This is a genomic window from Microcoleus sp. A6-C6 (assembly GCF_036705955.1).
GTDB lineage: Bacteria > Cyanobacteriota > Cyanobacteriia > Cyanobacteriales > Microcoleaceae > Microcoleus.
In genome coordinates this window covers 1-24,125 of record NZ_JAUBVR010000063.1, presented here as the reverse complement: position 1 = coordinate 24,125, position 24,125 = coordinate 1, and the positions used below count along the sequence as shown (strand labels likewise).

Here is a 24,125-nt window from a genome sequence, read left to right as displayed (position 1 = left end):
AGCGGGTTTTCTGTCGATTTTAGTTTAAAAAAACTTACTGTTGTAACTCGCACCTGTGACGCAAAAAAGCTAGAGCGCCACGGCTCCCACACTGGCAACAGTCCGATCGCTCCGAGCGAGCGCACTAGACCCGCAACACTCCCACCGCTCCAACCGTGGTTAGGTGCAATTGTGTCAGCCGTGGCAGTCCTCACCATTCAATCTACCTCAAACTCACCCACACCGCGCTATATGGTGCAATTTTGGAGCCGTGGCAGCCGTGCCAAGTGTCGGAGATGTCGAGACGATCGCCCCGTGTCGATCGGACAGTGCTAACCAGCTTGTTAATTCAATGAAAATCACTGCGGCAGCCACTTCCCTCGGATGTGTAAGTATTTTAATAACAATAGCAATCCTGGAAGGTAAAAGATGATACAAGCCCACAAACAAAAACTTACCTTTGAAGAATACCTCACCTATGAGGATGACACCGACAACCGCTACGAACTAATTAACGGAGAGTTAATAACATTGCCGCCAGAATCGGGCCCCAACAATTTCATCGCTAACTATCTACTATTCACCCTGGCTAGTAGCGGGTTCGTCCCACTCATGCTGATCAGAACACATATGTGCGAAATCCAGGTGCCGATCCTGCGCGAGGGCGACGCAGCTAACCGTTACCCCGATTTGGTGGTTTTGCGGCCCGAACACATCTTGCTGACAGCATCTAGGCTAACCGTCACCCTTGATATGCCACCCCCTCAGTTGGTAGTTGAGGTAGTTAGTCCCGGTAGAGTTGGGCGCGATCGCGATTATATTAGCAAACGATCGCAATATGCCGCGCGCAACATCCCTGAATATTGGATTGTTGACCCTCAAGAACAGATGATAACGGTACTCCGACTAGAATCTGGCGAGTATGTGGAAGTTGGAGTATTTCAAGGGGCACAAGCACTTATTTCTCCGACATTTCCGCAGTTGAATTTGACAGCAGGACAAGTCTTGGGAGGAGATTTTTAGTGGTAGAATGCGCCAAATCGCCTAATTTTCGCCTAAGCTACCTTGGGACAAATTTCGACTTTAACAGTCATGCCTACTTTGTTGAGCATTGCAATCAGAATGTCAACGGAAAACTGCCCAATTTTACCTTGAGTTAGAGCTTTGATTCGATCGTTGGACTGTTGGAGATGTTGAGCCGTTTGATCGAGCGTCCAACCGCGCTCTTTAATTTGATGGATCAGGGCAAGCATTAATTGCGATCGGATTAGTAAGTTATCAGCTTCTTCGGCTGAGAATCCGAGGTCTAGAAAGATATTATCGGCTGCTTGGGTAATAGTATTTTCGCTCATTGTTCTGGTTCTCTTGAGTTTAAGCGATTTTGTAACAACTGTTGGTAGCGTTTCTGCCCCACTTCGATATTTTTATTGGCTGTTTTCTGAGTTTTCTTTTGGAAGGCATGGAGTACATAAATAGCTTCTTCAAATCTAGCAATATAGAAAACCCGATACGCATTTTCTGTCCGAATACGAATTTCTTCAACGCCTTTGCCTACGATTGACATCGGTTTAAAGTCTAGTGGTTGTATGCCCTGCTGGAGAGTCCAAAGTGAAAAACCAGCTTCTTTTCGGGCATCTTCAGGAAGAGATTGGATTTCTTCGCGGGCAGGGCCAACCCACCGAATCGGTTTGATGGTCATCGAGTTTGTTGAGAATCGAATACTGTGACAATTATACTCAAGTATTGCCTTAAGTATTTTATGTCTTCAGCGCTCTGGGTCATTTAGTTCACCCACCGATTTGAGACATGGTGCGACTATAATTTCCTTGAGTAGTTCCCGAATCCCGCTGTTTGAAATTAATCTCCGGTTTAATCTCTAATATTTCCCGCACTCGATCGCGCAATTCAACCGTAGACACCCCATTCCGTAAAGCAGTTTTCAAATCAATTTGCCCCGTTTCGTTCAGCAGACAAGGCCGCAGCCACCCGTCAGCAGACAAACGCATCCGGTTGCACCGATCGCAAAAACACTCAGACATCTGACTAATAAATCCTAAAGTACCCTTCGCCCCCGGAATTTGAAACACATCCGCCGGCCCGTTTCCGCGCACTCCCGACTCGGCTAACCCGTATTTTTGATCAATTTGTTGCCGCAATTCGGCTGATGCTACCCAACCTTTGTCGCCAAATAAGTCGCCATTCCCGATCGGCATAAACTCAATAAAACGAACGTGCCAATTGCGATTAATTGTTAACTCTGCCAACTGCAATATTTCGCCGTCATTCACGCCCGGAATCACCACCACATTCAATTTCAGCGGGTCAAATCCTGCTTCATAAGCCGCTTGAATTCCCTCCCAAACTTGCTTCCACCGAGAACGTCCGCGACTACCAATTATCTTGTCAAAAGTCTCCGGTTCCAAGGAATCCAAACTAATATTAATCCGGCGCAAACCAGCATTGTAGAGATTTTCCGCCATTCCCGCGAGCAAAAATCCGTTGGTTGTCATTGACAAATCTCGCGTTTCGGGAAAAGATGCGATCGACCTTACCAACTCCACCACCCCAGGCCGCAGCAGCGGTTCCCCTCCTGTCAAGCGAAACTTGGTAAATCCCACGGGTATAAAAACTTCCCGCAGCAGAGTTAGCAATTCCGAGTGGGTTAACAACTGCTGCTGCAATACATAGTCCAACTCGCTACCTTCTGGCATACAGTAGAGACAGCGGAAGTTGCAGCGGTCTATCAAGCTAATCCGAAGGTAGTCTACGGGATTCATGTCAATACTGTATAATATTACCTAAGTATAAATCCTGATTCAATTTTCTGCAATTATTGATAGAAAGCAAAAAAACAGCATCGATTTCTCTCTCTTCTCTTACTCTGTGCTCTCTGCGCCCTCTGCGGTTAATAAAAATCTAATTGGCAAATCCATATATTTATGACATTCTTTAAATTTGAAGCCGATTTTGTAGAAGCGCTGCGCTGCATTCCAATGCAAGTACGCCTCAAGTTAGATACTTGTGGCATTAAACTCAAGTTGCAAGACTGGAATCATTTTACTCAAACAGAACGCCAAACAATTGTAGAGCTTCCTTGTTTGACAAGTGCAGAAATTATCGAATATCGAGAACAGCTAAACCAAGTATTAATCAAACATACTGGTAAATCTGGAACTGATTTGGCGATCGACCTAAATCCGCCCTGGATGGATGCTGCAACCATACCAGAATCTGTGACAGCCAAAGCCCAAGAGTTTGATTTGACTATTACTTTGGCACAATGGAAGGCTTTGGACGCGATCGAGCGATTTGCTTTAATTAAGCTTAGTCGATCGAGCCACGAGAATAAAAACTTCATCCCGGCGCTGCAAGAGTTTAAGGTGATTGAATGAGATCGGGTTTTATTTGACCGGACAGGGCGCAGAGTCAGCTAAGTAGATCGGCGGAAAAACCCATAATATCTTATAGGGGCGGGTTTAGCCGAGATCTATGCCATCAGGCAGTTTATGCAGGCTAAACCCGCCCTCCTCATCTTAACTTAATGGATTTGCCCGATCGACCTCTGAGTATCTCACTAAGTGAGGTTTACTTAGTGAGATATCCTGAGACCAATGTGCGAGAAAGTGCGATCGGGCGGTGGGAGATGTGGAGAAAGGGCGATCGGACATTTAACCAGTGAAGATTTCCGAATCGCCCGACACCAAATTCCCAAAATATAATTAATTTTATTTTAAGTATTGTTACCGCAGCGTGGTATGATTCTTCATGAGTTTGCAAAGCACTCGCCTGCTACCTGCATTAGTTTCTAAGCTTCGTGAACACGCAAAACACACCCACCGAACCCACACCAGCCAACGAGGATATTCCTCAAGCTGGCACTGTCGAGACAGTCTCGACAGCATCGTCCGAGACAAGCAATCCCATGCAAGATTTTTATCGCCTCCAACAAGAGTTGTTGGCATATACCCTTGCTTTTACGGCGATTATTTTTATCTCCGTTTGGATTTTTTACTCACTCAACATTGCCCTCAACTATTTGCTAGGGGCAAGCACAGGTGTGGTTTACTTAAAGATGTTGGCTAGAGATGTTGAACGAATCGGCAGCGAAAATCAACGCATCAGCAAGACCAGGTTAGGTCTGTTTTTCGCGGTGATGATAGTAGGAACACAGTGGAATCAGCTACAGATTTTACCGATATTTTTGGGATTTCTGACTTACAAAGCTGCGCTGATGGTTTACGTGATCCGAAGTGCATTAGCACTAGACTACAGGTAGATCAGGGAAGAAGAGCACAACTCAACTCATCGATTTGTATGGGGAAGCCCGTTGAATGGCAATGCTTGACGTTCTAAACACCTTTAATCGTTTCCCCCTCGCCAAATTGGAAGTTGGCCAGCAATTGTACTGGCAACTTGGCGGTCTCAAAGTTCACGGGCAAGTTTTTATAACCTCGTGGTTTGTAATTGCTGTTTTAGTCATAGTTTCCCTTTTAGGAACCAGCAAAATCCAAAGAATTCCCAGCGGAATGCAAAATTTTATGGAGTATGCGCTGGAATATATTCGGGACTTGGCTAAAAACCAAATTGGTGAAAAAGAATATCGCCCTTGGGTACCGTTTATTGGTACATTATTTCTGTTCATCTTTGTGTCAAACTGGTCTGGCGCTCTAATTCCTTGGAAGCTGATTAAGCTGCCATCAGGCGAATTGGGAGCTCCTACCGCTGACATCAACACGACTGTAGCATTTGCACTGCTGACTTCTCTCGCATATTTTTATGCAGGTCTCAGCAAAAGTGGCTTGGGGTATTTTGCCCACTATGTGGAACCGGTGCCTTTCATGCTGCCGTTCAAAATCATAGAAGATTTCACTAAGCCTCTGTCTCTGAGTTTCCGTTTGTTTGGCAACATTCTTGCTGACGAATTGGTGGTCGGAGTGCTAGTGTTGCTAGTGCCTTTATTTGTTCCTTTGCCAGTGATGGTTCTGGGACTATTTACGAGTGCAATTCAAGCTTTGATTTTTGCTACCTTGGCCGCAGCCTACATTGGTGAAGCTCTAGAAGGCGGTCACGGCGAAGAACATCACGATTAACTAACGACAAATGGCACAGGATGAAAGAGGAAAATAAAATTTTCTCTCCTCAAAATTACTGCCGTGACATCGGACAATTCTGTAGACTTTCTGTTCTCAATTTTGTACTTTAGATAAGGAAAATCATCATGGATTCAACAGTTGCCGCCGCTTCCGTAATCGCCGCCGCTTTGGCAGTAGGTTTAGCCGCAATCGGCCCTGGTATTGGTCAAGGAAATGCAGCAGGTCAAGCTGTAGAAGGTATTGCTCGTCAGCCTGAAGCAGAAGGCAAAATCCGCGGCACCTTGCTGTTGAGTTTGGCGTTTATGGAAGCGTTGACAATTTATGGTTTGGTCGTAGCCCTAGTGCTATTGTTTGCCAACCCCTTCGCATAATAATTTGAAATTTTAGATTTGAGGTTTTGGAGGGTTATTCTAATCCAAAATCTCAAGTCTAAATTCGATTAAGCGAATTAGATGGAAGCCGTCAAAAAATCATGATGCACTGGACAGTATTACTAGCAGTTGAAGAAGCGGCAAAGGAAGGGGGACTGTTTGATTTAGATGCTACGCTGCCTCTGATGGCGGTGCAGTTTTTAATTCTCGTCGCAGTCTTGAATGTAATTTTTTACAAGCCGCTCAGCAAGTCAATTGACGATCGCGCTGATTACATTCGGAACACCCAAATCGCAGCCAAAGAACGCTTGGCAAAGGCTCAGCAACTAGCGCAGGAGTATGAGCATAAACTGGGAGAAACTCGCAAGCAGTCTCAATCAGTAATTGCTGCGGCTCAAGCTGAGGCTCAAAAAATTGGGTCAGCAAAAGTCGCTGAGGCTCAACAAGAAGCTCAAGTGGCGCGAGAAAAAGCAGGACAAGAAATCGAGCAGCAAAAGCAAGAAGCTATGCGCTCGCTAGAGCAACAAGTAGATGCTCTGGGCCACCAAATTCTCGAAAAGCTATTAGGGCCGTCGCTGGTCAAATAGCGAGACCGAAAAGTTTGAGATTGTGGATGCAATCTTAAATTTAACGTCGGTTCACCAAATCTGCACGCGCAATTATGGAAGAGTATCATGGGGACTGTTTTATTGCTAGCCACAGAAGCTAGCGGCGAAGGTGGTTTCGGTTTCAATTTCGATATTTTAGAAACCAATCTGATTAACCTGGTCATTATTATTGCAGTGCTGTTTTATTTCGGGCGCGGCTTTTTAGGTAAAATCCTAACTGAGAGGCGATCGGGCATCGAAGAGGCGATTAGAGAAGCAGAAAAACGCCAAAAAGATGCAGCAGCAGCTCTATCAGAGCAACAGCAAAAATTGACTGAAGCACAAGCAGAAGCGGCACGAATTCGTGCCACGGCTGAAGAAACCGCAAAGAAGGCAAAAGAAGCAATTCTAACTCAAGCGGCGCAGGAAGTTGAACGCATGAAAGCAACAGCAGGTCAAGAGTTGGAAGCGGAGCGCGAAAGAGCGATCGCCCAACTGAGATCTGCTGTCGTATCAATGGCAATGGCAAAGGTGGAAAGCCAGTTAAAAGCTAGCTTGGACGAAAACGCCCAAAACCACTTAATCGATCGCAGCATTGCGTTACTGGGAGGCTAAAAAGTGAGTATCGTTAGCACAGCAGTCTTACAGCCTTACTCATCTGCCTTGATGTCACTGGCTCAGTCCAGCAATCTCTCAGAGAAGTTCGGCGAAGACATTCGTTCTTTGCTTAGCCTACTAGAAAGTTCCGAAGATTTGCGTCAATTTTTAGCTAATCCGCTGATTAAAGCTGATGCTAAAAAAGCCGTGATTAAGCAAATAGCGGGTGAAGAAATGAACCCCTTGATGCACAACTTTTTGAAGCTGTTAGTAGACAAAGGAAGAATTCTTTTTTTAGAAGGAATTGGTCAACAATACTTGGCAAAGCTCCGAGAACTCAACCAAACAGTATTGGCTGAAGTTACATCGGCAGTCCCGCTTTCAGATGCTCAACAGCAGACTGTTCGCGAGAAGGTGCAGGCGATGGTCAGCGCTCGAAGCGTAGAAATTGAAACCAAAATTGACGCAGATTTAATCGGCGGTGTGGTAATCAAAGTAGGCTCTCAAGTAATTGATGCCAGCCTGCGGGGACAATTGCGCCGTCTGGGACTTCGCTTGAATTCTTAATTGAAGGAAGAAGAAAGAAGGAAGAAGGAAGAGGGAAGAGGGAAGAGGGAAGAGGGAAGAGGGAATTAATTTGTGTTTGAGATTAGTTAGTTCCCCATCCTGGCGATCGAATCCCAATTCTTGACTTGCGGAAAACATCGACCGACAACTGACAACTGACAACTGACAACTGACACATAATAATTAACATGGCAGCAATCAGACCTGACGAAATTAGCAGCATTATTCGCCAGCAAATTGAACAGTACGACCAAGATGTAAAAGTCTCTAACGTCGGTACTGTTTTGCAAGTAGGCGACGGCATTGCGCGGATTTATGGCTTGGATAAAGCTATGTCCGGCGAATTGCTAGAATTTGCCGATGGCACCGTGGGCATCGCACTGAACCTCGAACAAGATAACGTGGGTGCAGTGTTGATGGGCCAAGGCCTCGGCATTGAAGAAGGTTCCGCAGTTACTGCTACTGGCAGAATTGCTGAAGTTCCCGTTGGTGAAGCAATGTTGGGACGGGTAGTTGATGCTTTGGCGCGTCCCATTGACGGCAAAGGCGAAATTAAAACTACTGAGACTCGCTTGATTGAATCTCCGGCACCTGGTATCGTTTCTCGCCGTTCTGTTTACGAACCGATGCAAACAGGGATTACCGCTATTGATGCGATGATTCCAGTGGGAAGAGGACAGCGGGAATTGATTATTGGCGATCGCCAAACAGGCAAAACTGCGATCGCGATCGACACAATCATCAACCAAAAATCGGAAAACGTAATTTGCGTTTACGTGGCGATCGGTCAAAAAGCTTCTACAGTAGCTAACATCGTCAACGTCTTGCAAGAAAACGGCGCGATGGACTACACAATCGTCGTAGCAGCCAACGCTAGCGACCCCGCCACCCTGCAATACTTAGCACCTTACACTGGTGCTAGCTTAGCCGAGTATTTCATGTACAAAGGCCGGCACACTTTGGTCATTTACGATGACCTTTCCAAGCAAGCACAGGCTTACCGCCAAATGTCCTTGTTGCTACGCCGTCCTCCGGGTCGTGAAGCATATCCTGGAGACGTTTTCTATCTGCACTCTCGCTTGCTAGAACGCGCTGCTAAATTGAGCGACGATTTGGGCGAAGGCAGCATGACAGCTTTGCCAATCATTGAAACCCAAGCTGGCGACGTTTCTGCTTACATTCCTACCAACGTAATTTCGATTACCGACGGTCAAATCTTCCTTTCTTCTGACTTGTTTAACTCTGGTTTGCGTCCAGCAGTAAACCCCGGTATTTCGGTATCGCGGGTAGGTTCTGCGGCTCAAACTAAGGCAATGAAAAAAGTAGCCGGTAAGGTGAAATTGGAATTGGCGCAGTTTGAAGAACTGGCAGCATTTTCTCAGTTTGCTTCTGACTTGGATAAAGCTACTCAGAATCAATTGGCGCGGGGTCAACGCTTGCGGGAACTGTTGAAACAGGACCAAAGTTCGCCTCTGCCGATGAACGAACAAGTGGCTATCATCTATGCCGGTATTAACGGCTACATGGATGATATCGCTGTGGAAAAAGTCACCAAGTTTACTGTTGGTTTGCGCGATTATTTGCGGACTAGCAAGCCGAAGTACGGCGAAATCGTTCAAGGCGGAAAGGCCTTGACTGATGAAGCTGAGAAGCTGCTGAAAGAAGGCATTGCGGAATACAAGCAAAGTTTCTTGGTTTCTGCGTAATTAGTCATTAGTCATCAGTCATTAGTCATCAGTCATCAGTCATTAGTTATTGGTTAAGTAACTAAGGATTGATGATTGATGACTGGAAGCTAAAGTAAAGACGTTAAAAAATTACCAACTTAAAACTGATGGCTGGGAACTAAGAACTCAGAAATAAAAGCTAAGGAAAAAGGAGAAATTTATGGCAAATCTGAAAACTATTCGCGATCGCATTAAGTCGGTCAAGAACACTAAAAAGATTACAGAAGCGATGCGTTTGGTGGCTGCTGCTAAGGTGCGCCGCGCTCAAGAACAGGTGACGGCTACTCGGCCTTTTGCCGATCGCCTCGCAGAGGTATTATACGGTTTGGCAGAACGCTTGCAGTTTGAAAACCTGGATTTGCCGCTGCTGAAAAAACGCGAAGTCAGAACAGTGGGACTTTTGGTTGTTTCGGGCGATCGGGGTTTGTGCGGCGGCTACAACAACAACATCATCAGATACGCCGAAAATCGCGCCAAGGAAATCAAAGCTGAAGGCTTAGAGTACAAATTCGTGTTAGTAGGCCGCAAAGCTACTCAGTATTTCCAGCGCCGCGAACAGCCGATTAAAGAGACTTACATGAACTTGGAACAAATTCCGACAGCACCGGAAGCAGCGCTAATTGCTGATGAATTGCTGTCTTTGTTCCTGTCAGGAACTGTAGATAGAGTTGAGCTAGTTTACACTAAGTTTGTGTCGCTAATTAGTTCGCGTCCAGTAATTCAAACCTTGCTGCCCCTCGACCCTCAAGGTTTGGAAACTCCCGATGATGAAATCTTCCGCCTGACATCGCAAGGCGGACAGTTTCAAGTATCGCGGGAGAAGGTTACTTCACCTATGAAGAGTTTGCCACGGGACATGATTTTCGAGCAAGATCCGGCGCAAATTCTGGAGGCTCTTTTGCCTTTGTATTTGAACAACCAATTGCTGCGGGCATTGCAAGAATCTGCTGCTAGCGAGTTGGCTGCACGGATGACGGCGATGAATAATGCTAGTGAGAATGCTAGTGATTTGATCCGTAGTTTGACGCTGACTTATAACAAGGCGCGGCAAGCGGCAATTACCCAGGAAATTCTGGAAGTTTCCGGCGGCGCTGAGGCTTTGAACGGTTAGGTTAGGGTTGACAATTTGTTGATTTTATGCTGTGCGTCTGGGGAAACTCAGGCGCTATTTTTTTAGTCGGAACTTACCATTAAAGTAGGGTGCATCGCTGCGGCAATTCCGGGTATTGATAAATATCTTATGGCGACGCACCCTACCGCGATAATCTAGCGGAAGTCACGATCGCTAAATAAAAAGTTAGAATAATGTATGAAGGCTTTACAGAAGTGTAACTATTAAAGCGATCGGAAATGTGATATCTTCTTACCCTACTGGTGGCATACCAACAACTAATTTTTAACAAGGAGTTACTCAGATGAGTTTCGCACAGCTAGATGAATATTTAAATCAGGAATTCTCGCCTGATAATTGGTCAGATCATGCTGTTATATATGCTCTTGAACAAGTGCAAAAACTGACACCTGCTGATTGGGAAGAACTCAAATCTTGTTGGTGTAATCGCCCCCAAGAATGGCAATTGCGCTGCGCCGAAATTATTTCTGATGCTGACTCCCAACAAGCAATTCCGTTGTTGCTAGAAATGCTTGAGACACCGGATGATGAGCTTACTCTCACGGCGGCAGATTCTTTAAGGTCGATCGATGCAGCCAAAGAAAATTTAGATCTGAGTCTTGATGTTTTAAAACGCTTGCAAATTCTTTCTCAAAATAGTCCGATCGCTCAAATTATTGTTAATGAATTGCTTAAAAAATTGCCAGTGAGATTGTGAATGCAAACAGTAATTGCTACTTCATGCCGATCGCCTATTTGATTATGACTCAATCTCCCCCGACAGTATCGATCGATCGCATCCTCGAACAAAACGCTGAATCCGTACTGGCTTGGGTGAAAAATACATTATCGGCTCAAACCACCGCTCCGCAAGACTTTAACTGGCTGTTGTTAGCCGATGTTTCCTCTGCGAAGGCTCGAAAAGGTGAAAATAATGCGGGTTTGTGCGATCGCACTTGGGCAGAAGTAGCAACCGCAATTTACGATCGACTGGCTGAAGCCGCGGAACAGAAAAAACCCGGTAGCGGCGAGTCTTTGAGAATTTCGTCAATGATGTTGCGGGCTGGGGCGATCGCAAAATACGGAATAGTTCCCAACGATTCAGTTCTGGACGTGAACTTAATCCTACAATGGTTTTGGGATAATATCAAAGATTCGCGGGAAGATGTGGAACAAAAGGCTGGAAATTGGCAAACGCTTCCTATTGAAGAAATACGAGAGTTAAGACAGCTTAAAAATCGGTTGAAAGTTATCGCAGCACTCGCGAGTAGTGATAAATATGTTTTGGATGAAGAACTCAAAGCTTGGCTTTTGTTACGAGATAAACTGCCGTAACGAGGTGAGTCTGTTTAATCTAACAGAAAGCCTGCTCGATCAGACATCGCGATCGCCCGGTGTACCGTGTAATAGCCGAGGATACCAAGCTAAAGGTACAGAAATAGTACGATAATCAGATATATCGACTGTTAGCGCGTTGTCTGTATGATTAACGATCGGGATTTTCTACGCTGGGCTTGAAAAACCAACCTCAACCTACTCGACCTTGGCAGGGTTCTGGTTTTGCAAACAGTCAGTGGCTAAGTAAGCCCAGAAAAGAACACCCTGATGTACCCATACTGGTTGTTATGTATGAAAAAGGTGAGAAACAAGATAGTTGGGATAATCAACCTCTGTATTTGCCAACACTGATTCTGCCTCAGAGTAAATTTGTCTTCATGTTCAATTACTCAGAGGAATCAGAAGAAGTAGAAGAGCAACAAGAAGATGAACTAAAATGGGATGATTCAGAGGAAATAGACGAAAGTTAGTTGATGCAACAAGCATCATATGATTCACCAGAAGCCGTCAGATAGGAGATAAACTCCTGTTTGACTATAAAATTATGGCAATCTCCAAAAGCCATCTATGAGCAACCATTCTTCAGGCAATATTCCCGCTGGAATTGATGTCAATAATCTATCTCAAATCAACTCTCAGCAACGGACACATATTCTCGATAGTGACGCAACTGGGGGAGGTCACGGCCCTGGTAGAGGAATTTCTGGTAAAAGTGAATTTCCCACAGGCTGGAGCGATGAACAGACAATTAATTATATTTCTGAAGTGGTGAAAGACCCTAATTCTATCTGGTTCCAGCAAAATGGAACGCCTGGTGCTAAATACACTAAGAGAGGAAAACCTGTAAAATGGCAGATTGATGGAACCAGGAATGGTGTTAACATAAGGGTAATTGTAGAACCAGATGGCAGAGGTTTAATCACAGCTTTTCCGACCAATATACCGCTCAATCCGTAGATAATTATTAAGGAGATCGACTCATGTTTGACTATAAAATCGTGGTTAAAAAATTGAATGAAGTCCTTGACAAACTTAAGGAATCTCTCTCAGACACTCAAATAGAATTTCTTCAATCCTACATCAATGCGGGCGAGTGGAATTTGGCATTAGAGACTTTGTGCGATATTCTCATTGAGGAAGAAATACCGATAGATTCAAGGGGTTATGAACTTTTGCAAGAAGTGGGCAATACCTTGAGCATGGAAAAGGAAACGTGGGAGATGCTAAAAGTGCAAGTAACTCCTAGAGAAGGAATAATTAGGAAAATTAGTGCAGCAATGGTCAATCACTATTTATCTGACATAACTGTTGCATGGTTCAATCATCACGAACTACCGCCGGATGAAATGCCCGAATATTTGCCATTAGTTCAGTGGATGAAACAAAACGCCAGCAATCATGGAGATTTGGAGTATTTGAAACTGGCCTTTGAATATTTACTAACACATCCTGATGTGAATTATGAAGATTTTTCTGGCGGTCGTTACCCTTACGATAGCGAGGATATCATAGAAATAATTGATTTTATCTACAAAACAATTTGGTCAGATTCACCCCCAGTATCGCGGAGCAATTCTGATGACGTACAACTTGTGTCTATATCGTTAGATGATTGGTGGGCCAGTCGCGAACAATTGCCTGAACTAATCACTTCATCAAAATATTCTCATTGGTAAAAGACAGAGGTAAAGATGGCAAAAAAAATCTGGATTGTCTACAAAGCCGAAACCATGAGTGCTCCTGGTTGGGAAGAACGCCAACTTATGCCGAGGGGCGGTTTAACTGATATTCTGTGGGAAAACTGGAGTTGGGAAGAAAACCCCATTCTTCCGCAGCCTGGGGACAGAACCCGCGACTATGACAATCTATCTGACTCCGGTAATGCAGTAACTCACGGGAAAGATGGAGACTGGATAGTTACTAGCGTTCACCAGTTTTCTTCCTTTGATACTGACTTGCGAATTGTACTGTGCTACTGTTCTTTCCAACCGATTACTTCTGATTGGGAAGCACTGCAACGAGGTGAGTCTGTGAATCCAATGTGGGCAACTGTCGAGCAATATTGAGTTGATAAAAATTCGATCGCGTCTGGAGTAATTCAGACGCTATCTTTTGAGTTAAAAGATGTAAGCCAAAGTCGTTTTGGTTTTCGTAAATCAGGACTGAAGTCCTTACTACAAACAAATTAATTTAACATAAAACCTGGTTTGATATTAGACTTTGTTCGCGCGATCGTCTAACCACCGCTGAAATGATTTCTGACTTTCTCCAGATGGTTTACCGAGAATGATATTTTTGACGCTAATGTCTTCGTCAAGTTCGGGCCAGTGCATTCCCTCATTCTCACCAATAAATCGCCAATTATTGCGATCGCCCGGTTTACCGTGTAATAGCCGAGGATACCAAGCTAAAGGAACAGAAATAGTACGACCATCAGATAGATCGACTGTCAGTGCATCATCTGTAATAATTACGTGTTGCACTTTGGGGATTTCTAGCAATTCAACCATTAAAGAAGTCATTCCAACCTGCTAGCAATTGCTCTTGATTTTCTTCAACAAGTTTCTGAATGTCATTGATTTCTGTACGGCTGAAGCCTTTATTATTTTGAAGGCGAACTGGACTAAGCCAAAATTTAGCTTCTTCTCGATCGCGCTCAACGTGAATGTGCGGTGGTTCATCACGATCGCCTGCATAGCAGAAGAAACGGTATGGGCCAACTCGGAGTAAGGTAGGCATTCAGGCTGATGTCAAAAGCTTACTTCTCTATCTTAGCTTGGACGATCGCCCTACTCTTTCACTACCTCAACCAAATCTTCCACCATCACATCAAACGTCCGCGCCAACTTGAGCAAGCACGTAAAATCAACCATTGCCATCCCCGGAGAACGCGAATAGGTTGTCAGAGTGCTGTAGATCACTCCCGATCGCTCTGAAACCTCTTTTAGCGTCCAACCCTTCTCCGCCGCAAACTCTTTTACCCGCAATCTAATTAAACCCATTGACAGAAAACTAGATTTAGTTTTTAATAGTTTTATCGTAAAGGTCGATCGGCTATTCCTGCACAATTTCCACCAAATCTTCAATCATCACATCAAAGGTGCGAGCCAATTTGTGTATGGAAATGAAGTCAATAGTTGACACCCCCGGACAGCGGGCGTAGTGTCTGACGGTGCTGTAGATGACTCCCGATCGCTCTGAAACCTCTTTTAGCGTCCAGCCTTTCTCAGCAGCGAATTCTCTGACTTTTAATCTAACTAAACCCATACTTGACAACTGATGGTGTACCATCATAAGATGGTTTTATCGTAAAAAGCGATCGTCCTTACGCCTGGAAAACTAAAGGGCGATCGCCTGTTCAAATCAAATTCTTGCTTTCAAGGAGGGCAACTACCGCTTTCCGAGAGTTCAAACACCCGTCAACGACAGGTCAACTACTCATCTCAAACGACACGTCAACTACTCATCTCAAACAATTACAGACTATGTTAGCAAACTTTTCGCGAAAATCAACCCCCGTTCATCCCTTGAGCCGATTTGCGACTAAAGAGGCGATCGCGCGGCTGCTAAAAATCAAAGTAGAACAAATATATCGCATCGAGCGGTGGCGGCACATCCTTTACGTACACGCCCAAGCAATGAGTCGCTTTGTCAGCTACGCCGACTTACCGCCAATTTTGGGAGTGGAATCGCCCAAAGGTTTAGATTTTGGTTACTGGAAGCGGCGGATGGCCAGCAAAAAAGAGAGAAATGCACCGGATTTTTGGGTGGATTTCTATGCACAGAAATTTCATCAAGCCGTTTCGGTTGCTGAATTGTTCGACTGGGGGCGATTGGTGGGAGTAATTAAGTTTATGTTGCCGAAAATAGCAGTTGAATCGCTGCGGAATGTTTATGCACAGGAAAAATACCTGCTGGAACATTTCTAATTTGTAGCACAACATTTCAGAAAGGGCGATCGCTAAAATATAATTGGACTACCTAAAATATCGCTAGAAAACAAGCCGAGGAAAAAAACAATGACAACGGAACGCTGGACAGACGAAATGATGGATGATTTGGCTGCCACTGTAGATCGAACGACTCTGAATATCGAACAAACTAATCGCAATGTCGATATGCTGGTAGGCGCTGTCAATGCTCTTTTAGAAAGAGACAGTCAACGGGATGAAGAAATCCGGCGGCGGAATGAGGATTTTCAACAGTACAAATTAGAAAACGACCAGAGATTTAATACTTTGCTCGAAGAAGTCAGATTTTTAATCAGAAAACTGGGAGATAATCAATGAGAGATACTTTGTAGGGTTCGCACAGCACACCTTACCGATCATCCCAACAATTCTCACCGCATCAGTCATAATAGAATTAGCGAACTATGCAAAATTGAGGAAAAATCTATGGTGGCCACAACCAGCGAATTACCTAAAATTGATGAAACACCTGCGATCGCACCCATTGTACGAGATAATCTTACCATAGAAAATTTCATGGCTAATCCGCCAGACAACATGGAATGGGTGGACAGACAAGTCGTAGAGAAAAATGACATGACACTGAAAACTGGTCGAATTCAATCCAAGCTAAGTCGTTGTTGGGGAAATTACAAAGATTCTAGTGGCCAAGGAGGAGAAGTTTATACCGAAGCACCTTGCCGCACAAACCAACAAATTCGCCGCCCCGATGTAGCTTATCTCACACCCGAATTAGCCGCACAATTCGGCGATGTTCCAACTTTACCGCAGAGTTTCCCTTTACTTGCCGAAATAGTTTCGCCCACAGATATTGCTGAAAATGTATTTCTCAAAGCACAAGAATATTTGGCATCTAGCTGTCAAGAAGTCTGGATAGTTTTGCCTGACAGTCATTTAGTATTTGTGGTCAATTATAATCAAATATTGGGATTTCGAGCCGGCGAAACAGTTAGAACTCAACAAATTCTCGCAGATTTTAGCATTGCCGTTGATGAATTGTTAGCTTAAAATATTAAATTATACCAAATAGGGCTAAATTACTACCTTTACTCTTTTAGTCCGCGAAGGCGGACTTCGTTTGTATAGCCCCGAATTCTATTCGGCGGGCATTATTGATACACACATACTGACTAATCCCATTATCGGAGCGAACCGCCATGTCAGACGACTTTTCCCTAGACGACCTTTTAAACAAAAGTTACGATGCTTTCAAAGACGCTGAAAATCAAGTGGGACAGTGCAATGTTTTAGTCATCGGGAAAACTGGAGTTGGCAAAAGTACCCTGATCAATTCGGTTTTTCGCCAGCGCTTAGCAGAAACCGGAGTCGGCCGCCCCGTAACTCAAGGAATCCGCCAATATACAAAACCAAGTTGTCCGATTACAGTCTACGATACTCCCGGACTCGAACTCAATGCCGAACAAATTAAAGTTATTCAGCTCAACGTTGCTAAACTAATTGAAGACCAAAGACTCCTGCATCCAAAAGAACACATTCACGTAATCTGGTACTGCATCAATCACAGTGCTAATAGAATAGAATCTGTGGAGGAAAGCTGGCTAAAAGAAATGGAAGTCAAAGATGTACCTGTGATTTTAGTGCTGACTCAGACTACCTCTAAAAAGCCTAGCGAGTTTTTCAAGCAACTAGAACACATGAATTTGCCAGTCAGTCAAATCATCCCTGTGATGGCTGAACCGGAAGAAATTGATGAGGATTATACAGTAAAATCTCACGGTTTAGATAAGTTGGTAGATGCAACTTTTCAATTGCTGCCGGAAGTCGCTAAAAAAGCTTTTGTTAAAGAACAAATTGCTAATGTTGCGCTCAAATCTGACATGGCATTTAAGTATGTAACTGGTTATGTTGCCGGTTCTGCGATTGTTGGTGCGACTCCTGTACCGTTTGCTGATGCGCCGATTTTGATGGCGATGCAAACGGCAATGATTGCTAATATTACTGTGATTTTTGGAATGCCCTTTGATAAGGGGTTTGTTTCGGCGATGCTGTCTGCGATTAGCGGTGCTGGCGGGGTTACTGCTGTTGGTAGAAGTATTGTTACTAATTTAATTAAAATGATTCCGGGTGCTGGTACTATTGTTGGCGGTGCTATCTCCGGTGCAACGGCGGCAACTCTCACGCTTGCTCTCGGTTTGGCTTACATTGAGGTGCTGAAAGCTTATATGAAAGCTCAGATTAATGGGGAACAACTTTCTTTGCAGCAGTTGACAAAGATGTTTGTGGATTTGTACAAGGATTATGCAACTTCGGGGCGTAAAACTTTGAAGGATGACAAACCTAAGCCACCGAATCAAATTAATATTGAGTAGATTGGTCATAGGGCCTAGGGCATAGGGCATTGGTTAGTTTCAATTACCAATTACCAATTACCAATTACCTATTACCAAAGAATGATATAATATCAGTGAATTCTGCAAAAGGGAGTAAATGGCTATGGTAATGACAGCCGTTTTATCAGAAAATGTTTCTCTAGAAGACTTCATCGCTAATCCCCCCGACGATATGGAATGGGTGGACGGGCAAATATCGGAGAAAAATGGTATGACAGTAAAACACAGTCGAATCCAATCTAGACTAGATTTTTCTTGGAGAAGTTACAAGATATCTAGCGGACAAGGTGGCGAAGTTTATACGGAAGTTCCTTGTCGCACTGACAGGCGAGTGCGTCGCCCTGATGTTGCTTATTTGACTGCTGAACTTGTTGCTGAATATGGCGATGTTCCTACTTTTCCTCAAAGTCCGCTGTTAATTGCGGAAATTGTTTCTCCTACTGATGTTGCGGAAGATGTTTTTCTGAAAGCACAAGAGTATTTAGATTCTGGTTGTTTGGAAGTTTGGATTGTTTTTCCAGAAAGTCGCTGGATATTGATTATGACTCAATCTCAAAAGTTAACTTTTAACTGGGATTCTACAATCAGCACTCAGCTAGTATTGCCGGGTTTTAGTGTTGCTGTTGATGAGTTGTTGGGTTGATGGCAAATATTAGTTATACCATTTATAAAAAGTATTGCTACAAAATAATAGTTGGGCGGAGTGAAACAGAGGATTATTTGTACGGGCCCGAAGTGCAAGGTGCGTCGCGGTGAGATTGTCGATATAATTTAGGGATTTTTCATGGCGACGCACCCTACCACTAGGTAATTAGGTTCTGCGTCTAGGACTGAATTTGTGAGAAAATGCTTGACAAAATGCCGTAGGTTGCGGGGCAGGACGCGATCGCCCATTCAGCCAATTAATGAAAATTATTAGCAATAAATAATGTAGTTGTCAACTTGCACAGAATCACCAACAGCGGTAAAATACTGATTGCTTTGTTTGTAAATCTACCCTAGATTCCAATTGGGAATTAAAACCAATAATCGAAATATGTCTCAAACTTACACCGTTGAATTACTTCACCAAGGCAGCACCTATAGCGTAGAAGTGCCGGAAGATCAACCAATTTTGCAAACTGCGATCGCCGCTGGGATTGATTTGCCGAACTCTTGCAATTCGGGGGTTTGTACTACTTGCGCTGCTAAAGTTATTGAGGGTCAAGTTAAGCAAGTTGATTGCATGGGCGTTAGTCCCGAACTTCAGGCCGAAGGTTATGTGTTACTGTGCGTTTCTTTTCCCCGATCGCACTTGAAGATAGAAACCGAAAAAGAAGACATTGTGTACGATCGCCAGTTCGGTAAATCCTAGGACTAAGCTAAAATTTACTTAAGTACCGAAGTACCGATCGCGGTAAAACCACTATGGATCACAAGATGACCACCCATTTCATTTCCGCAGAAGTTGACCTCCGCGACACCGCCGAAGAATTGCACTCAGCCATTGAAACTGAACTGCAAAAGCACGGCGAACCCCTGCGCTGGGCAGTCACAGACGTGGATATCGATCGGCAAAAGGCTGTGGTAGAAGGTTACGTGCTCGTGGAAGCATCCCCCGCAACAGCGTGAAGCCCCGCCCTTTAACAGTGGTTTTGATAGTCCCCACAGGCGTTGGAGCCTCGATTGGGGGCTTTGCAGGCGATGCGCTGCCCGTTGCTAGGGCGATCGCCCAAATTTCCGATACGCTGATTACTCACCCCAACGTCCTCAACGGTGCTCAACTTTATTGGCCAATACCTAACGCCCTCTACGTCGAAGGTTACGCCCTTGACAAATTTGCAGCCGGATGCTGGGGCCTGCAACCGGTACATCAAAATCGCATTGGCTTAATCATGGATTGTGCGATCGAACCGGAGTTACAATTGCGCCACTTGCAAGCCGTTGATGCTGCTAGAGCCACATTAGGTTTGAACATAACTGATTGTATTTTGACCGATCGCCCTTTGCAAGTAGAATTACGTACTTCAGAATCAGGGGCATCCTGGGGGACGATCGGCAATCCCGACAGTTTACTACGCGCCGCCGACAAATTGATCGCACAAGCAAAAGTCCAGGCGATCGCAGTTGTAGCCAGATTTCCCGAAGATGAAGGCAGCCTCGCCCTCGAAAACTACCGCCACGGCAAAGGAGTTGACCCCCTCGCCGGCGCGGAAGCTGTGATCAGTCACCTGATTGTTAGAACATTTAAAATCCCCTGTGCTCACGCTCCGGCTTTGTTGCCACTACCCCTCGATCCGCACCTGTCCCCGCGATCGGCTGCCGAGGAAATCGGTTATACTTTCTTACCTTGCGTGCTCGCGGGCCTCAGCAAAGCTCCCCAGTTTACAACGCAGAAAGCCCAGGAAGACAGCCAATTATCAATTACTGCCGATCGAGTCGATGCGGTGGTGATACCCGCCACAGCGTGCGGTGGCAGTGCTATTCTGAGTTTAAGCGGGCGATCGACAGTACAAATCATCGCTGTGGGTGACAACAAAACCCAGATGCGGGCTACTCCAGAAAAACTCGGAATCAAAGCTTTGCAGGTAAACTCATATTTAGAGGCGATCGGCGTATTGGTCGCTTTACGAGCCGGCATCAGTCCAGCTTCCTTGGGTGCAGACATCTCCTCCCTGCGGTGTTTGTCTGACTCTACTAAACAAATCTAAAACCTAAAACCTAAAATATAAAATAGATTAAGTGTCAGAAAAAATTCCCGAAAATCCCGAAATTGAACCGTTGACGCGCACTCAAGTTTTAGTAGCAATGGGCGTGACAGCAATTATGTTGCTGGCGGTAGCTAAATTGTGGTTGATATTTGGATCGGTATCGCTTTTGCCCGTCAAATTGATCGTAATGGATTTGCTCACAGGATGTGCGATCGGACTGGCGATTACAGGCGGTAGTGCGATCGTTTATCGCCTTTGGCCAGGTTATCGCCGGAGTGCTGACATTTACTTAGAAGTAGTCCTCAAACCCCTATTTTGGCCCGATTTAATTTGGCTGGGATTGCTGCCGGGACTTAGCGAAGAATTGCTATTTCGAGGTGTAATGCTGTCTGCTTTGGGATTGAATCTTACTGGTTTAGTTTTATCGAGTTTTTCCTTCGGCATTCTGCACTTGGGAGGAATGGATCAGTGGCCTTATGCTGTTTGGGCGACGGCTGTCGGATTGCTGTTGGGTTACAGTGTTTTAGCTACGGGGAATTTGTTGGTGCCAATTACGGCTCATATCTGCACGAATTTGATTTCTAGCTGTGTTTGGAAGTGGGAACACAGTATGGTGAAGCGGTAGATCAAGTGGCGATTGGTTTGATCGTTCGGACTTTAGTCCTTATAATTAGAGGACTAAAGTCCGAACGATCGAACCTTTTTTATTGCGGGTAATTTATGGGACATGACATCAATTGACTTTTGAGCTGCTCAAACCGCCGAATCCGATCTTTGTTAAGGCAGTTGATAACTGCTCGATCGCACAATCAATTCACCTTGGCTGGGGTTGCGGCTGAAAATAAAAGCTCCTTCTTGAGTTTCGCCACTTGACAAAAAATTAACTTGCTGGTCTCCCGATTCTAAGACTTCGCCGTTGACGCGCAGTTCAGCTATAACTTGCACTGATTCGACCGTTTCGCCGCCCGTGTTAGTAACCGTAAACGGCACGTAAAATTGCCCTTGGGTTTCGCGAATTGGCGCGTTGCGAGTCACAGAAATTACTGGAGGTTCCTGTTTTTTAGTCGCCCAGTTATAGAGTACGAGTCCGGTGAGGGTAGACAGGATCGAACAGGCGATCGCAAATGTCACCCATTCAGCAAGAGTTCTTTTTTGTGGCTGTTCCTTCTTACTTTCACTCATACTGCTAACCTACCCGCCGCGCCACCAATTGTCGCCGGCAATCCCAATACTAACGTATAGCCCAACCAAACCGACCACGGATCGTCAAAACTGAGTTTGTGGAAGAAAAATAGCATAAATGCAGAAGCAGCCAGCGATACTAAATACGCCATCACAGTCTCGCTGAGGGGACTCTGAAAAATTCCTTGCTGCTGCTGGCGTTTTGCTTGATAAGTAAAGTCGGCTGCAAATACAATACCGTAGGAAATTAGCAGCGAAACGGCGATAATTGCTAATTGCCAAGGCGGCGAAATAGCGGCGGCTAGCATGGGAATTTCGTCAGTTGGGGCGATGTTGAAAGCAATGATCATCGCGCCGATTAAAGTAGCGCCGATATCTGCTAAAGTGGGATTAATCATCGGTTCGCTGTCGCTGTCTGAGCTTTCATAGCGATCGCCGCTCAAGAAACCGCTTGCCAGGGCCACTCCCAAGGAAAACGGCAAACCTTCAAAGACGATTTTACCCAAAGTTTCTTGCAGCGGAGTCTCCAGCGTAATTTCCCTGAGCAAAAACAGGATAAAAGCCGCGCAGACAATGCCAATCGCGATCGCTTCTACGGTATCGATTGCAGCGTCTGGCCAGCGGATGTTCTTAGTTTTGCGAAAACCTTCGGTGCGAGTCAGCAATAAAACGACGAGAAAAGTAGTTACAATGGCGATCGACATTTGCGCTGGTTTAGTAGAGGAACCGATCCACCAAACCTCCATCGTATAAAGCAGCGGAATCCCGAACAAAAATCCGCCCGATGCACCTCGAATGATGTCGTGTAGTTCATTTGACCACTGATTTTTACGTTTTTTTGACTTGTTCATGTTTTAGTGAAAACGCGCCTCAAAAAATTGGAAAATCAACTATTTTTAAAACATTATCAAATAGAATACCAGATTTGTTGTATTTTTTCTCTAACTTGCGTCCAGTCGCTAGCGGTTAAAATTCCCAATCGACGATTGACCAAACGCTTTTCTATTGTGTTCACCTTATGCAGCCGAACCACTGACAACCGCAGCAAACCTGCCTGTTAGTATTCTACAATCTCAACATCACAAACAGTCCTACTTATTTGACTTGTCACTCGTGCAACAACAATATCTTCATCTCCTGTATCCAAAAGTACCAGCACTGGACGGAGTTTGGATGTTGTTACATCAGCAAAAGGTAGTGCCAGTAAGAGAACTTCTCCTGATTGATAATTTGGCATATTTCAAATATTGTCATAGATAGCATCTTCCTCGCTGTAGCCCGCCAATAATTGCTCAGCAGCAAGACGATGCCAAGCAGCGTTTTCCTCTGCTGTGTCAGTTGGTTCTTCCACCAGAACAATAACTCTGACTTCTTGGTTAGCTGCCAAGTCTTTTAAGATGGTATCGGGAAATTCGATTTTCCCTTCATCTGTGACTTTTGCTGGAAACTCGTAGGCTTTCATGATTGTTTGAATCAGTATTTTACATAAGTTTATGAAAGCAGTTATAGTGCAAGCTGAATTTCGGCTGATTCTCCCAAAGCTTCATTAAAAAAAATTAGTTTTCCTTGACTATCTGCACCTAATAGTTGATTGGCATTGAGTAATTCAATTCCATAAATAGTACCGTCGGGGGCAATGTCCACATTCATTTGATCGCTAATCTGGATAGTTTCTACCTGTGCATTTTTTTCTTGGAGGTATATATAAGCTACGTTGTATCTCGGATCGTAAGTTAGTTTCACGGAAACCTCCTGCTCATTTGCCAAATATCTCGATGTAGCAGCGAATAGCTGACTTGACATCAGCTAAGGCTTCCTCATAGGTGTCACCTTCACCAACTACGGCCCCTTTGATGCCAAGGGGATAGGCTACATAACCGTCGGGATGTTTTTCAATGATGATTCTAAAATGTTTCATCTTTCCCTCTTTATTTTTATACTAACTTAATTCACCACAGACGTGCGATCGCATAAGCATCAAAAATAACATCAACGCTCAAAACGGGTATCTGTTCCGCCATAGATTGGGCAATTATCAGCCTGTCAAATGGATCGCGGTGATGCAAAGGCAGTGAAGCCACAACCTCAATGTGATCGAAACTTATTTCCAGTATCTCAATTCTATTAACTGCGATCTGCTGCTTGACAAACTCCATAAAAGGCATACTAAAATTTAGCCTGCCTATGCTGTGCTTAATCGCCATTTCCCAGACGCTAGCTGTACTGAGGAGAATATTGTTATCTCCTTTGTTAATTAGCGATCGCCATGTTATACTCAGCCTTGAACTGTTTGTCCTGTACCAAATAAAGGCATGAGTGTCCAACAACAGCCTCATTCCATGTACTCCTTAAACTCTTCTAGCGGTTCATCAAAATCATCGGACATACAAACCATTCCTTTAGCACTTCCTGGTTGTCGATCGGGTTTAGCTTGTTTGGGTATCCCTACCAATTTTACAACAGGCTGGTTATCTTGAGTAATCTCAACGTAAGGATTCAGGTCTAAGATTGGGGAATTAAAGAAGGCATAAATAAGTCACAAAAATGGGCAGATATAGCAT

Annotated in this window: 41 protein-coding genes; 25 read left to right on the top strand and 16 right to left on the bottom strand. The window is 44.6% G+C overall.

The features are described from left to right. Window positions 1-408: 408 nt before the first annotated feature. Window positions 409-1,002 carry a Uma2 family endonuclease gene (locus tag QUB52_RS21780; RefSeq protein WP_332974723.1) on the top strand — a complete coding sequence of 198 codons (594 nt, stop codon included), beginning with the start codon at window positions 409-411 and terminating at the stop codon, window positions 1,000-1,002. 32 nt (window positions 1,003-1,034) lie between these two features. On the opposite strand, the gene QUB52_RS21775 is transcribed toward QUB52_RS21780, so the two are convergent. The 3 genes from QUB52_RS21775 to moaA all read right to left on the bottom strand — a co-directional run bounded on the left by QUB52_RS21775 (window position 1,035) and on the right by moaA (window position 2,756). Then, window positions 1,035-1,331, bottom strand: a complete 297-nt coding sequence (locus QUB52_RS21775; protein ID WP_332974724.1) for a helix-turn-helix domain-containing protein — start codon at window positions 1,329-1,331, stop codon at window positions 1,035-1,037. Then, entirely contained in the window at window positions 1,328-1,678 is a 351-nt protein-coding gene (locus QUB52_RS21770; protein WP_332974725.1) for a type II toxin-antitoxin system RelE/ParE family toxin, read from the bottom strand. Before QUB52_RS21770 ends, QUB52_RS21775 begins: the two co-directional genes overlap by 4 nt. An 88-nt stretch (window positions 1,679-1,766) precedes the next feature. After that, window positions 1,767-2,756 carry a GTP 3',8-cyclase MoaA gene (gene moaA / locus QUB52_RS21765; protein WP_332974726.1) on the bottom strand — a complete coding sequence of 330 codons (990 nt, stop codon included), beginning with the start codon at window positions 2,754-2,756 and terminating at the stop codon, window positions 1,767-1,769. Between the two features lie 162 nt (window positions 2,757-2,918). Here moaA and QUB52_RS21760 point away from each other — a divergent pair, with 162 nt between their 5' ends. The 11 genes from QUB52_RS21760 to QUB52_RS21710 all read left to right on the top strand — a co-directional run bounded on the left by QUB52_RS21760 (window position 2,919) and on the right by QUB52_RS21710 (window position 11,367). After that, window positions 2,919-3,371: a nitrate reductase associated protein gene (locus QUB52_RS21760; RefSeq protein WP_332974727.1), complete on the top strand. Its 453-nt coding sequence runs from the start codon at window positions 2,919-2,921 to the stop codon at window positions 3,369-3,371. A gap of 422 nt (window positions 3,372-3,793) precedes the next feature. Beyond that, the gene (locus QUB52_RS21755; RefSeq protein WP_265233912.1) at window positions 3,794-4,255 is read left to right on the top strand and encodes an ATP synthase subunit I; all 462 of its coding nucleotides are present in this window, start codon (window positions 3,794-3,796) and stop codon (window positions 4,253-4,255) included. Window positions 4,256-4,310: 55 nt separating this feature from the next. Then, the gene (atpB, locus tag QUB52_RS21750) at window positions 4,311-5,069 is read left to right on the top strand and encodes a F0F1 ATP synthase subunit A (protein ID WP_265233913.1); all 759 of its coding nucleotides are present in this window, start codon (window positions 4,311-4,313) and stop codon (window positions 5,067-5,069) included. 128 nt (window positions 5,070-5,197) lie between these two features. Further along, window positions 5,198-5,443: an ATP synthase F0 subunit C gene (gene atpE / locus QUB52_RS21745; protein ID WP_242717122.1), complete on the top strand. Its 246-nt coding sequence runs from the start codon at window positions 5,198-5,200 to the stop codon at window positions 5,441-5,443. A 101-nt stretch (window positions 5,444-5,544) separates the two neighbouring features. Further along, window positions 5,545-6,030, top strand: a complete 486-nt coding sequence (locus QUB52_RS21740; RefSeq protein ID WP_265233914.1) for a F0F1 ATP synthase subunit B' — start codon at window positions 5,545-5,547, stop codon at window positions 6,028-6,030. Between the two features lie 87 nt (window positions 6,031-6,117). Next, window positions 6,118-6,645 carry a F0F1 ATP synthase subunit B gene (locus tag QUB52_RS21735; RefSeq protein WP_265233915.1) on the top strand — a complete coding sequence of 176 codons (528 nt, stop codon included), beginning with the start codon at window positions 6,118-6,120 and terminating at the stop codon, window positions 6,643-6,645. 3 nt (window positions 6,646-6,648) lie between these two features. Beyond that, window positions 6,649-7,194 carry an ATP synthase F1 subunit delta gene (atpH, locus tag QUB52_RS21730; RefSeq protein ID WP_332968033.1) on the top strand — a complete coding sequence of 182 codons (546 nt, stop codon included), beginning with the start codon at window positions 6,649-6,651 and terminating at the stop codon, window positions 7,192-7,194. 188 nt (window positions 7,195-7,382) lie between these two features. Next, a complete protein-coding gene (gene atpA / locus QUB52_RS21725) occupies window positions 7,383-8,900 on the top strand; it encodes a F0F1 ATP synthase subunit alpha (RefSeq protein WP_265233917.1) in 1,518 nt (505 codons plus the stop codon). Between the two features lie 181 nt (window positions 8,901-9,081). Beyond that, window positions 9,082-10,032 (top strand): F0F1 ATP synthase subunit gamma, encoded by a 951-nt coding sequence (locus QUB52_RS21720; protein ID WP_265233918.1) that lies wholly within the window; start codon window positions 9,082-9,084, stop codon window positions 10,030-10,032. Between the two features lie 304 nt (window positions 10,033-10,336). Then, the gene (locus tag QUB52_RS21715; protein WP_332974729.1) at window positions 10,337-10,750 is read left to right on the top strand and encodes a hypothetical protein; all 414 of its coding nucleotides are present in this window, start codon (window positions 10,337-10,339) and stop codon (window positions 10,748-10,750) included. After that, complete coding sequence (locus tag QUB52_RS21710) at window positions 10,747-11,367, top strand: hypothetical protein (RefSeq protein WP_332974730.1); 621 nt, start codon at window positions 10,747-10,749, stop codon at window positions 11,365-11,367. The genes QUB52_RS21715 and QUB52_RS21710 overlap by 4 nt, the downstream gene beginning before the upstream one ends. Window positions 11,368-11,406: 39 nt before the next feature. On the opposite strand, the gene QUB52_RS21705 is transcribed toward QUB52_RS21710, so the two are convergent. After that, window positions 11,407-11,526, bottom strand: coding sequence for a DUF2442 domain-containing protein (locus QUB52_RS21705; protein WP_332976272.1), 120 nt, complete (start codon window positions 11,524-11,526; stop codon window positions 11,407-11,409). 20 nt (window positions 11,527-11,546) lie between these two features. Between QUB52_RS21705 and QUB52_RS21700 the strand changes: the two genes are divergently transcribed. The 4 genes from QUB52_RS21700 (at window position 11,547) to QUB52_RS21685 (ending at window position 13,436) form a co-directional block, all read left to right on the top strand. Further along, window positions 11,547-11,840, top strand: coding sequence for a hypothetical protein (locus QUB52_RS21700; protein ID WP_332974732.1), 294 nt, complete (start codon window positions 11,547-11,549; stop codon window positions 11,838-11,840). A 97-nt stretch (window positions 11,841-11,937) separates the two neighbouring features. Then, on the top strand, window positions 11,938-12,327 hold the full coding sequence (locus tag QUB52_RS21695; protein WP_332974734.1) for an EndoU domain-containing protein: 390 nt from the start codon (window positions 11,938-11,940) through the stop codon (window positions 12,325-12,327). Window positions 12,328-12,350: 23 nt separating this feature from the next. Next, on the top strand, window positions 12,351-13,046 hold the full coding sequence (locus tag QUB52_RS21690) for a MafI family immunity protein (protein WP_332974735.1): 696 nt from the start codon (window positions 12,351-12,353) through the stop codon (window positions 13,044-13,046). A 15-nt stretch (window positions 13,047-13,061) separates the two neighbouring features. Then, window positions 13,062-13,436: a hypothetical protein gene (locus tag QUB52_RS21685; protein ID WP_332974736.1), complete on the top strand. Its 375-nt coding sequence runs from the start codon at window positions 13,062-13,064 to the stop codon at window positions 13,434-13,436. Window positions 13,437-13,583: 147 nt separating this feature from the next. Here the strand turns inward: QUB52_RS21685 and QUB52_RS21680 are convergent, their stop codons facing one another. Genes QUB52_RS21680 through QUB52_RS21665 form a run of 4 tightly spaced genes read right to left on the bottom strand, consistent with a single transcriptional unit; the run spans window position 13,584 to window position 14,637 of the window. Beyond that, window positions 13,584-13,892 (bottom strand): DUF2442 domain-containing protein, encoded by a 309-nt coding sequence (locus QUB52_RS21680; RefSeq protein WP_332974737.1) that lies wholly within the window; start codon window positions 13,890-13,892, stop codon window positions 13,584-13,586. Next, window positions 13,873-14,109, bottom strand: coding sequence for a DUF4160 domain-containing protein (locus tag QUB52_RS21675; RefSeq protein WP_332968014.1), 237 nt, complete (start codon window positions 14,107-14,109; stop codon window positions 13,873-13,875). The genes QUB52_RS21680 and QUB52_RS21675 overlap by 20 nt, the downstream gene beginning before the upstream one ends. A gap of 50 nt (window positions 14,110-14,159) precedes the next feature. Further along, window positions 14,160-14,372 (bottom strand): helix-turn-helix domain-containing protein, encoded by a 213-nt coding sequence (locus QUB52_RS21670; protein WP_265233925.1) that lies wholly within the window; start codon window positions 14,370-14,372, stop codon window positions 14,160-14,162. A 52-nt stretch (window positions 14,373-14,424) separates the two neighbouring features. Continuing rightward, complete coding sequence (locus QUB52_RS21665) at window positions 14,425-14,637, bottom strand: helix-turn-helix domain-containing protein (protein ID WP_106149042.1); 213 nt, start codon at window positions 14,635-14,637, stop codon at window positions 14,425-14,427. A 218-nt stretch (window positions 14,638-14,855) separates the two neighbouring features. On the opposite strand from QUB52_RS21665, the gene QUB52_RS21660 reads away from it, so the two are divergent. The 9 genes from QUB52_RS21660 to QUB52_RS21620 all read left to right on the top strand — a co-directional run bounded on the left by QUB52_RS21660 (window position 14,856) and on the right by QUB52_RS21620 (window position 21,007). Next, window positions 14,856-15,299 carry a hypothetical protein gene (locus QUB52_RS21660; RefSeq protein ID WP_332974738.1) on the top strand — a complete coding sequence of 148 codons (444 nt, stop codon included), beginning with the start codon at window positions 14,856-14,858 and terminating at the stop codon, window positions 15,297-15,299. A gap of 90 nt (window positions 15,300-15,389) precedes the next feature. After that, the gene (locus QUB52_RS21655) at window positions 15,390-15,659 is read left to right on the top strand and encodes a hypothetical protein (RefSeq protein ID WP_265233927.1); all 270 of its coding nucleotides are present in this window, start codon (window positions 15,390-15,392) and stop codon (window positions 15,657-15,659) included. A gap of 108 nt (window positions 15,660-15,767) precedes the next feature. Then, the gene (locus tag QUB52_RS21650) at window positions 15,768-16,349 is read left to right on the top strand and encodes a Uma2 family endonuclease (protein ID WP_265233928.1); all 582 of its coding nucleotides are present in this window, start codon (window positions 15,768-15,770) and stop codon (window positions 16,347-16,349) included. Between the two features lie 149 nt (window positions 16,350-16,498). After that, entirely contained in the window at window positions 16,499-17,671 is a 1,173-nt protein-coding gene (locus QUB52_RS21645; RefSeq protein WP_332968010.1) for a YcjF family protein, read from the top strand. Window positions 17,672-17,789: 118 nt separating this feature from the next. Beyond that, window positions 17,790-18,335, top strand: coding sequence for a Uma2 family endonuclease (locus tag QUB52_RS21640; protein WP_265233931.1), 546 nt, complete (start codon window positions 17,790-17,792; stop codon window positions 18,333-18,335). Between the two features lie 393 nt (window positions 18,336-18,728). Further along, a complete protein-coding gene (locus tag QUB52_RS21635) occupies window positions 18,729-19,046 on the top strand; it encodes a 2Fe-2S iron-sulfur cluster-binding protein (RefSeq protein WP_265233932.1) in 318 nt (105 codons plus the stop codon). Window positions 19,047-19,111: 65 nt separating this feature from the next. Then, the gene (locus QUB52_RS21630; RefSeq protein ID WP_265234023.1) at window positions 19,112-19,303 is read left to right on the top strand and encodes a hypothetical protein; all 192 of its coding nucleotides are present in this window, start codon (window positions 19,112-19,114) and stop codon (window positions 19,301-19,303) included. Further along, window positions 19,300-20,382 carry a DUF3326 domain-containing protein gene (locus tag QUB52_RS21625; RefSeq protein WP_332974739.1) on the top strand — a complete coding sequence of 361 codons (1,083 nt, stop codon included), beginning with the start codon at window positions 19,300-19,302 and terminating at the stop codon, window positions 20,380-20,382. Before QUB52_RS21630 ends, QUB52_RS21625 begins: the two co-directional genes overlap by 4 nt. Before the next feature lie 31 nt (window positions 20,383-20,413). Beyond that, a complete protein-coding gene (locus QUB52_RS21620; RefSeq protein WP_265233934.1) occupies window positions 20,414-21,007 on the top strand; it encodes a CPBP family intramembrane glutamic endopeptidase in 594 nt (197 codons plus the stop codon). 152 nt (window positions 21,008-21,159) lie between these two features. Here QUB52_RS21620 and QUB52_RS21615 read toward each other — a convergent pair whose 3' ends face one another. From QUB52_RS21615 to QUB52_RS21585, 8 genes are all read right to left on the bottom strand, one after another. Then, the gene (locus tag QUB52_RS21615; RefSeq protein WP_332974741.1) at window positions 21,160-21,564 is read right to left on the bottom strand and encodes a TIGR02588 family protein; all 405 of its coding nucleotides are present in this window, start codon (window positions 21,562-21,564) and stop codon (window positions 21,160-21,162) included. After that, window positions 21,561-22,415, bottom strand: a complete 855-nt coding sequence (locus tag QUB52_RS21610; RefSeq protein WP_332974742.1) for a TIGR02587 family membrane protein — start codon at window positions 22,413-22,415, stop codon at window positions 21,561-21,563. The genes QUB52_RS21615 and QUB52_RS21610 overlap by 4 nt, the downstream gene beginning before the upstream one ends. 56 nt (window positions 22,416-22,471) lie before the next feature. Beyond that, complete coding sequence (locus QUB52_RS29315; RefSeq protein WP_442923215.1) at window positions 22,472-22,597, bottom strand: hypothetical protein; 126 nt, start codon at window positions 22,595-22,597, stop codon at window positions 22,472-22,474. Window positions 22,598-22,804: 207 nt separating this feature from the next. Continuing rightward, complete coding sequence (locus tag QUB52_RS21605) at window positions 22,805-23,026, bottom strand: hypothetical protein (RefSeq protein ID WP_332974743.1); 222 nt, start codon at window positions 23,024-23,026, stop codon at window positions 22,805-22,807. 41 nt (window positions 23,027-23,067) lie between these two features. Beyond that, complete coding sequence (locus QUB52_RS21600) at window positions 23,068-23,307, bottom strand: DUF2283 domain-containing protein (RefSeq protein WP_332974745.1); 240 nt, start codon at window positions 23,305-23,307, stop codon at window positions 23,068-23,070. Between the two features lie 13 nt (window positions 23,308-23,320). Then, entirely contained in the window at window positions 23,321-23,482 is a 162-nt protein-coding gene (locus QUB52_RS21595; protein WP_332968001.1) for a type II toxin-antitoxin system HicB family antitoxin, read from the bottom strand. A 31-nt stretch (window positions 23,483-23,513) separates the two neighbouring features. Then, window positions 23,514-23,900: a type II toxin-antitoxin system VapC family toxin gene (locus tag QUB52_RS21590; RefSeq protein ID WP_332974746.1), complete on the bottom strand. Its 387-nt coding sequence runs from the start codon at window positions 23,898-23,900 to the stop codon at window positions 23,514-23,516. Beyond that, window positions 23,897-24,016, bottom strand: a complete 120-nt coding sequence (locus tag QUB52_RS21585) for a DUF2281 domain-containing protein (protein WP_332974747.1) — start codon at window positions 24,014-24,016, stop codon at window positions 23,897-23,899. The genes QUB52_RS21590 and QUB52_RS21585 overlap by 4 nt, the downstream gene beginning before the upstream one ends. Window positions 24,017-24,125: the final 109 nt, after the last annotated feature.

Excerpts from the sequence above, each read along its gene's own strand:
- QUB52_RS21735 (WP_265233915.1), top strand. The coding sequence starts at position 6,118 with ATGGGGACTGTTTTATTGCTAGCCACAGAAGCTAGCGGCGAAGGTGGT.
- QUB52_RS21610 (WP_332974742.1), bottom strand. The coding sequence starts at position 22,415 with ATGAACAAGTCAAAAAAACGTAAAAATCAGTGGTCAAATGAACTACAC.
- QUB52_RS21720 (WP_265233918.1), top strand. The coding sequence starts at position 9,082 with ATGGCAAATCTGAAAACTATTCGCGATCGCATTAAGTCGGTCAAGAAC.
- QUB52_RS21650 (WP_265233928.1), top strand. The coding sequence starts at position 15,768 with ATGGTGGCCACAACCAGCGAATTACCTAAAATTGATGAAACACCTGCG.
- QUB52_RS21680 (WP_332974737.1), bottom strand. The coding sequence starts at position 13,892 with ATGACTTCTTTAATGGTTGAATTGCTAGAAATCCCCAAAGTGCAACAC.
- QUB52_RS21770 (WP_332974725.1), bottom strand. The coding sequence starts at position 1,678 with ATGACCATCAAACCGATTCGGTGGGTTGGCCCTGCCCGCGAAGAAATC.
- QUB52_RS21695 (WP_332974734.1), top strand. The coding sequence starts at position 11,938 with ATGAGCAACCATTCTTCAGGCAATATTCCCGCTGGAATTGATGTCAAT.
- QUB52_RS21670 (WP_265233925.1), bottom strand. The coding sequence starts at position 14,372 with ATGGGTTTAATTAGATTGCGGGTAAAAGAGTTTGCGGCGGAGAAGGGT.
- QUB52_RS21665 (WP_106149042.1), bottom strand. The coding sequence starts at position 14,637 with ATGGGTTTAGTTAGATTAAAAGTCAGAGAATTCGCTGCTGAGAAAGGC.
- QUB52_RS21615 (WP_332974741.1), bottom strand. The coding sequence starts at position 21,564 with ATGAGTGAAAGTAAGAAGGAACAGCCACAAAAAAGAACTCTTGCTGAA.
- QUB52_RS21780 (WP_332974723.1), top strand. The coding sequence starts at position 409 with ATGATACAAGCCCACAAACAAAAACTTACCTTTGAAGAATACCTCACC.
- QUB52_RS21630 (WP_265234023.1), top strand. The coding sequence starts at position 19,112 with ATGACCACCCATTTCATTTCCGCAGAAGTTGACCTCCGCGACACCGCC.
- QUB52_RS21590 (WP_332974746.1), bottom strand. The coding sequence starts at position 23,900 with ATGAGGCTGTTGTTGGACACTCATGCCTTTATTTGGTACAGGACAAAC.
- QUB52_RS21660 (WP_332974738.1), top strand. The coding sequence starts at position 14,856 with ATGTTAGCAAACTTTTCGCGAAAATCAACCCCCGTTCATCCCTTGAGC.
- QUB52_RS21640 (WP_265233931.1), top strand. The coding sequence starts at position 17,790 with ATGGCTATGGTAATGACAGCCGTTTTATCAGAAAATGTTTCTCTAGAA.
- atpA (WP_265233917.1), top strand. The coding sequence starts at position 7,383 with ATGGCAGCAATCAGACCTGACGAAATTAGCAGCATTATTCGCCAGCAA.
- QUB52_RS21715 (WP_332974729.1), top strand. The coding sequence starts at position 10,337 with ATGAGTTTCGCACAGCTAGATGAATATTTAAATCAGGAATTCTCGCCT.
- QUB52_RS21635 (WP_265233932.1), top strand. The coding sequence starts at position 18,729 with ATGTCTCAAACTTACACCGTTGAATTACTTCACCAAGGCAGCACCTAT.
- moaA (WP_332974726.1), bottom strand. The coding sequence starts at position 2,756 with ATGAATCCCGTAGACTACCTTCGGATTAGCTTGATAGACCGCTGCAAC.
- QUB52_RS21690 (WP_332974735.1), top strand. The coding sequence starts at position 12,351 with ATGTTTGACTATAAAATCGTGGTTAAAAAATTGAATGAAGTCCTTGAC.
- atpE (WP_242717122.1), top strand. The coding sequence starts at position 5,198 with ATGGATTCAACAGTTGCCGCCGCTTCCGTAATCGCCGCCGCTTTGGCA.
- QUB52_RS21655 (WP_265233927.1), top strand. The coding sequence starts at position 15,390 with ATGACAACGGAACGCTGGACAGACGAAATGATGGATGATTTGGCTGCC.
- QUB52_RS21595 (WP_332968001.1), bottom strand. The coding sequence starts at position 23,482 with ATGAAACATTTTAGAATCATCATTGAAAAACATCCCGACGGTTATGTA.
- QUB52_RS21645 (WP_332968010.1), top strand. The coding sequence starts at position 16,499 with ATGTCAGACGACTTTTCCCTAGACGACCTTTTAAACAAAAGTTACGAT.
- QUB52_RS21605 (WP_332974743.1), bottom strand. The coding sequence starts at position 23,026 with ATGAAAGCCTACGAGTTTCCAGCAAAAGTCACAGATGAAGGGAAAATC.
- QUB52_RS21675 (WP_332968014.1), bottom strand. The coding sequence starts at position 14,109 with ATGCCTACCTTACTCCGAGTTGGCCCATACCGTTTCTTCTGCTATGCA.
- QUB52_RS21760 (WP_332974727.1), top strand. The coding sequence starts at position 2,919 with ATGACATTCTTTAAATTTGAAGCCGATTTTGTAGAAGCGCTGCGCTGC.
- QUB52_RS21685 (WP_332974736.1), top strand. The coding sequence starts at position 13,062 with ATGGCAAAAAAAATCTGGATTGTCTACAAAGCCGAAACCATGAGTGCT.
- QUB52_RS21740 (WP_265233914.1), top strand. The coding sequence starts at position 5,545 with ATGATGCACTGGACAGTATTACTAGCAGTTGAAGAAGCGGCAAAGGAA.
- QUB52_RS21775 (WP_332974724.1), bottom strand. The coding sequence starts at position 1,331 with ATGAGCGAAAATACTATTACCCAAGCAGCCGATAATATCTTTCTAGAC.
- atpB (WP_265233913.1), top strand. The coding sequence starts at position 4,311 with ATGGCAATGCTTGACGTTCTAAACACCTTTAATCGTTTCCCCCTCGCC.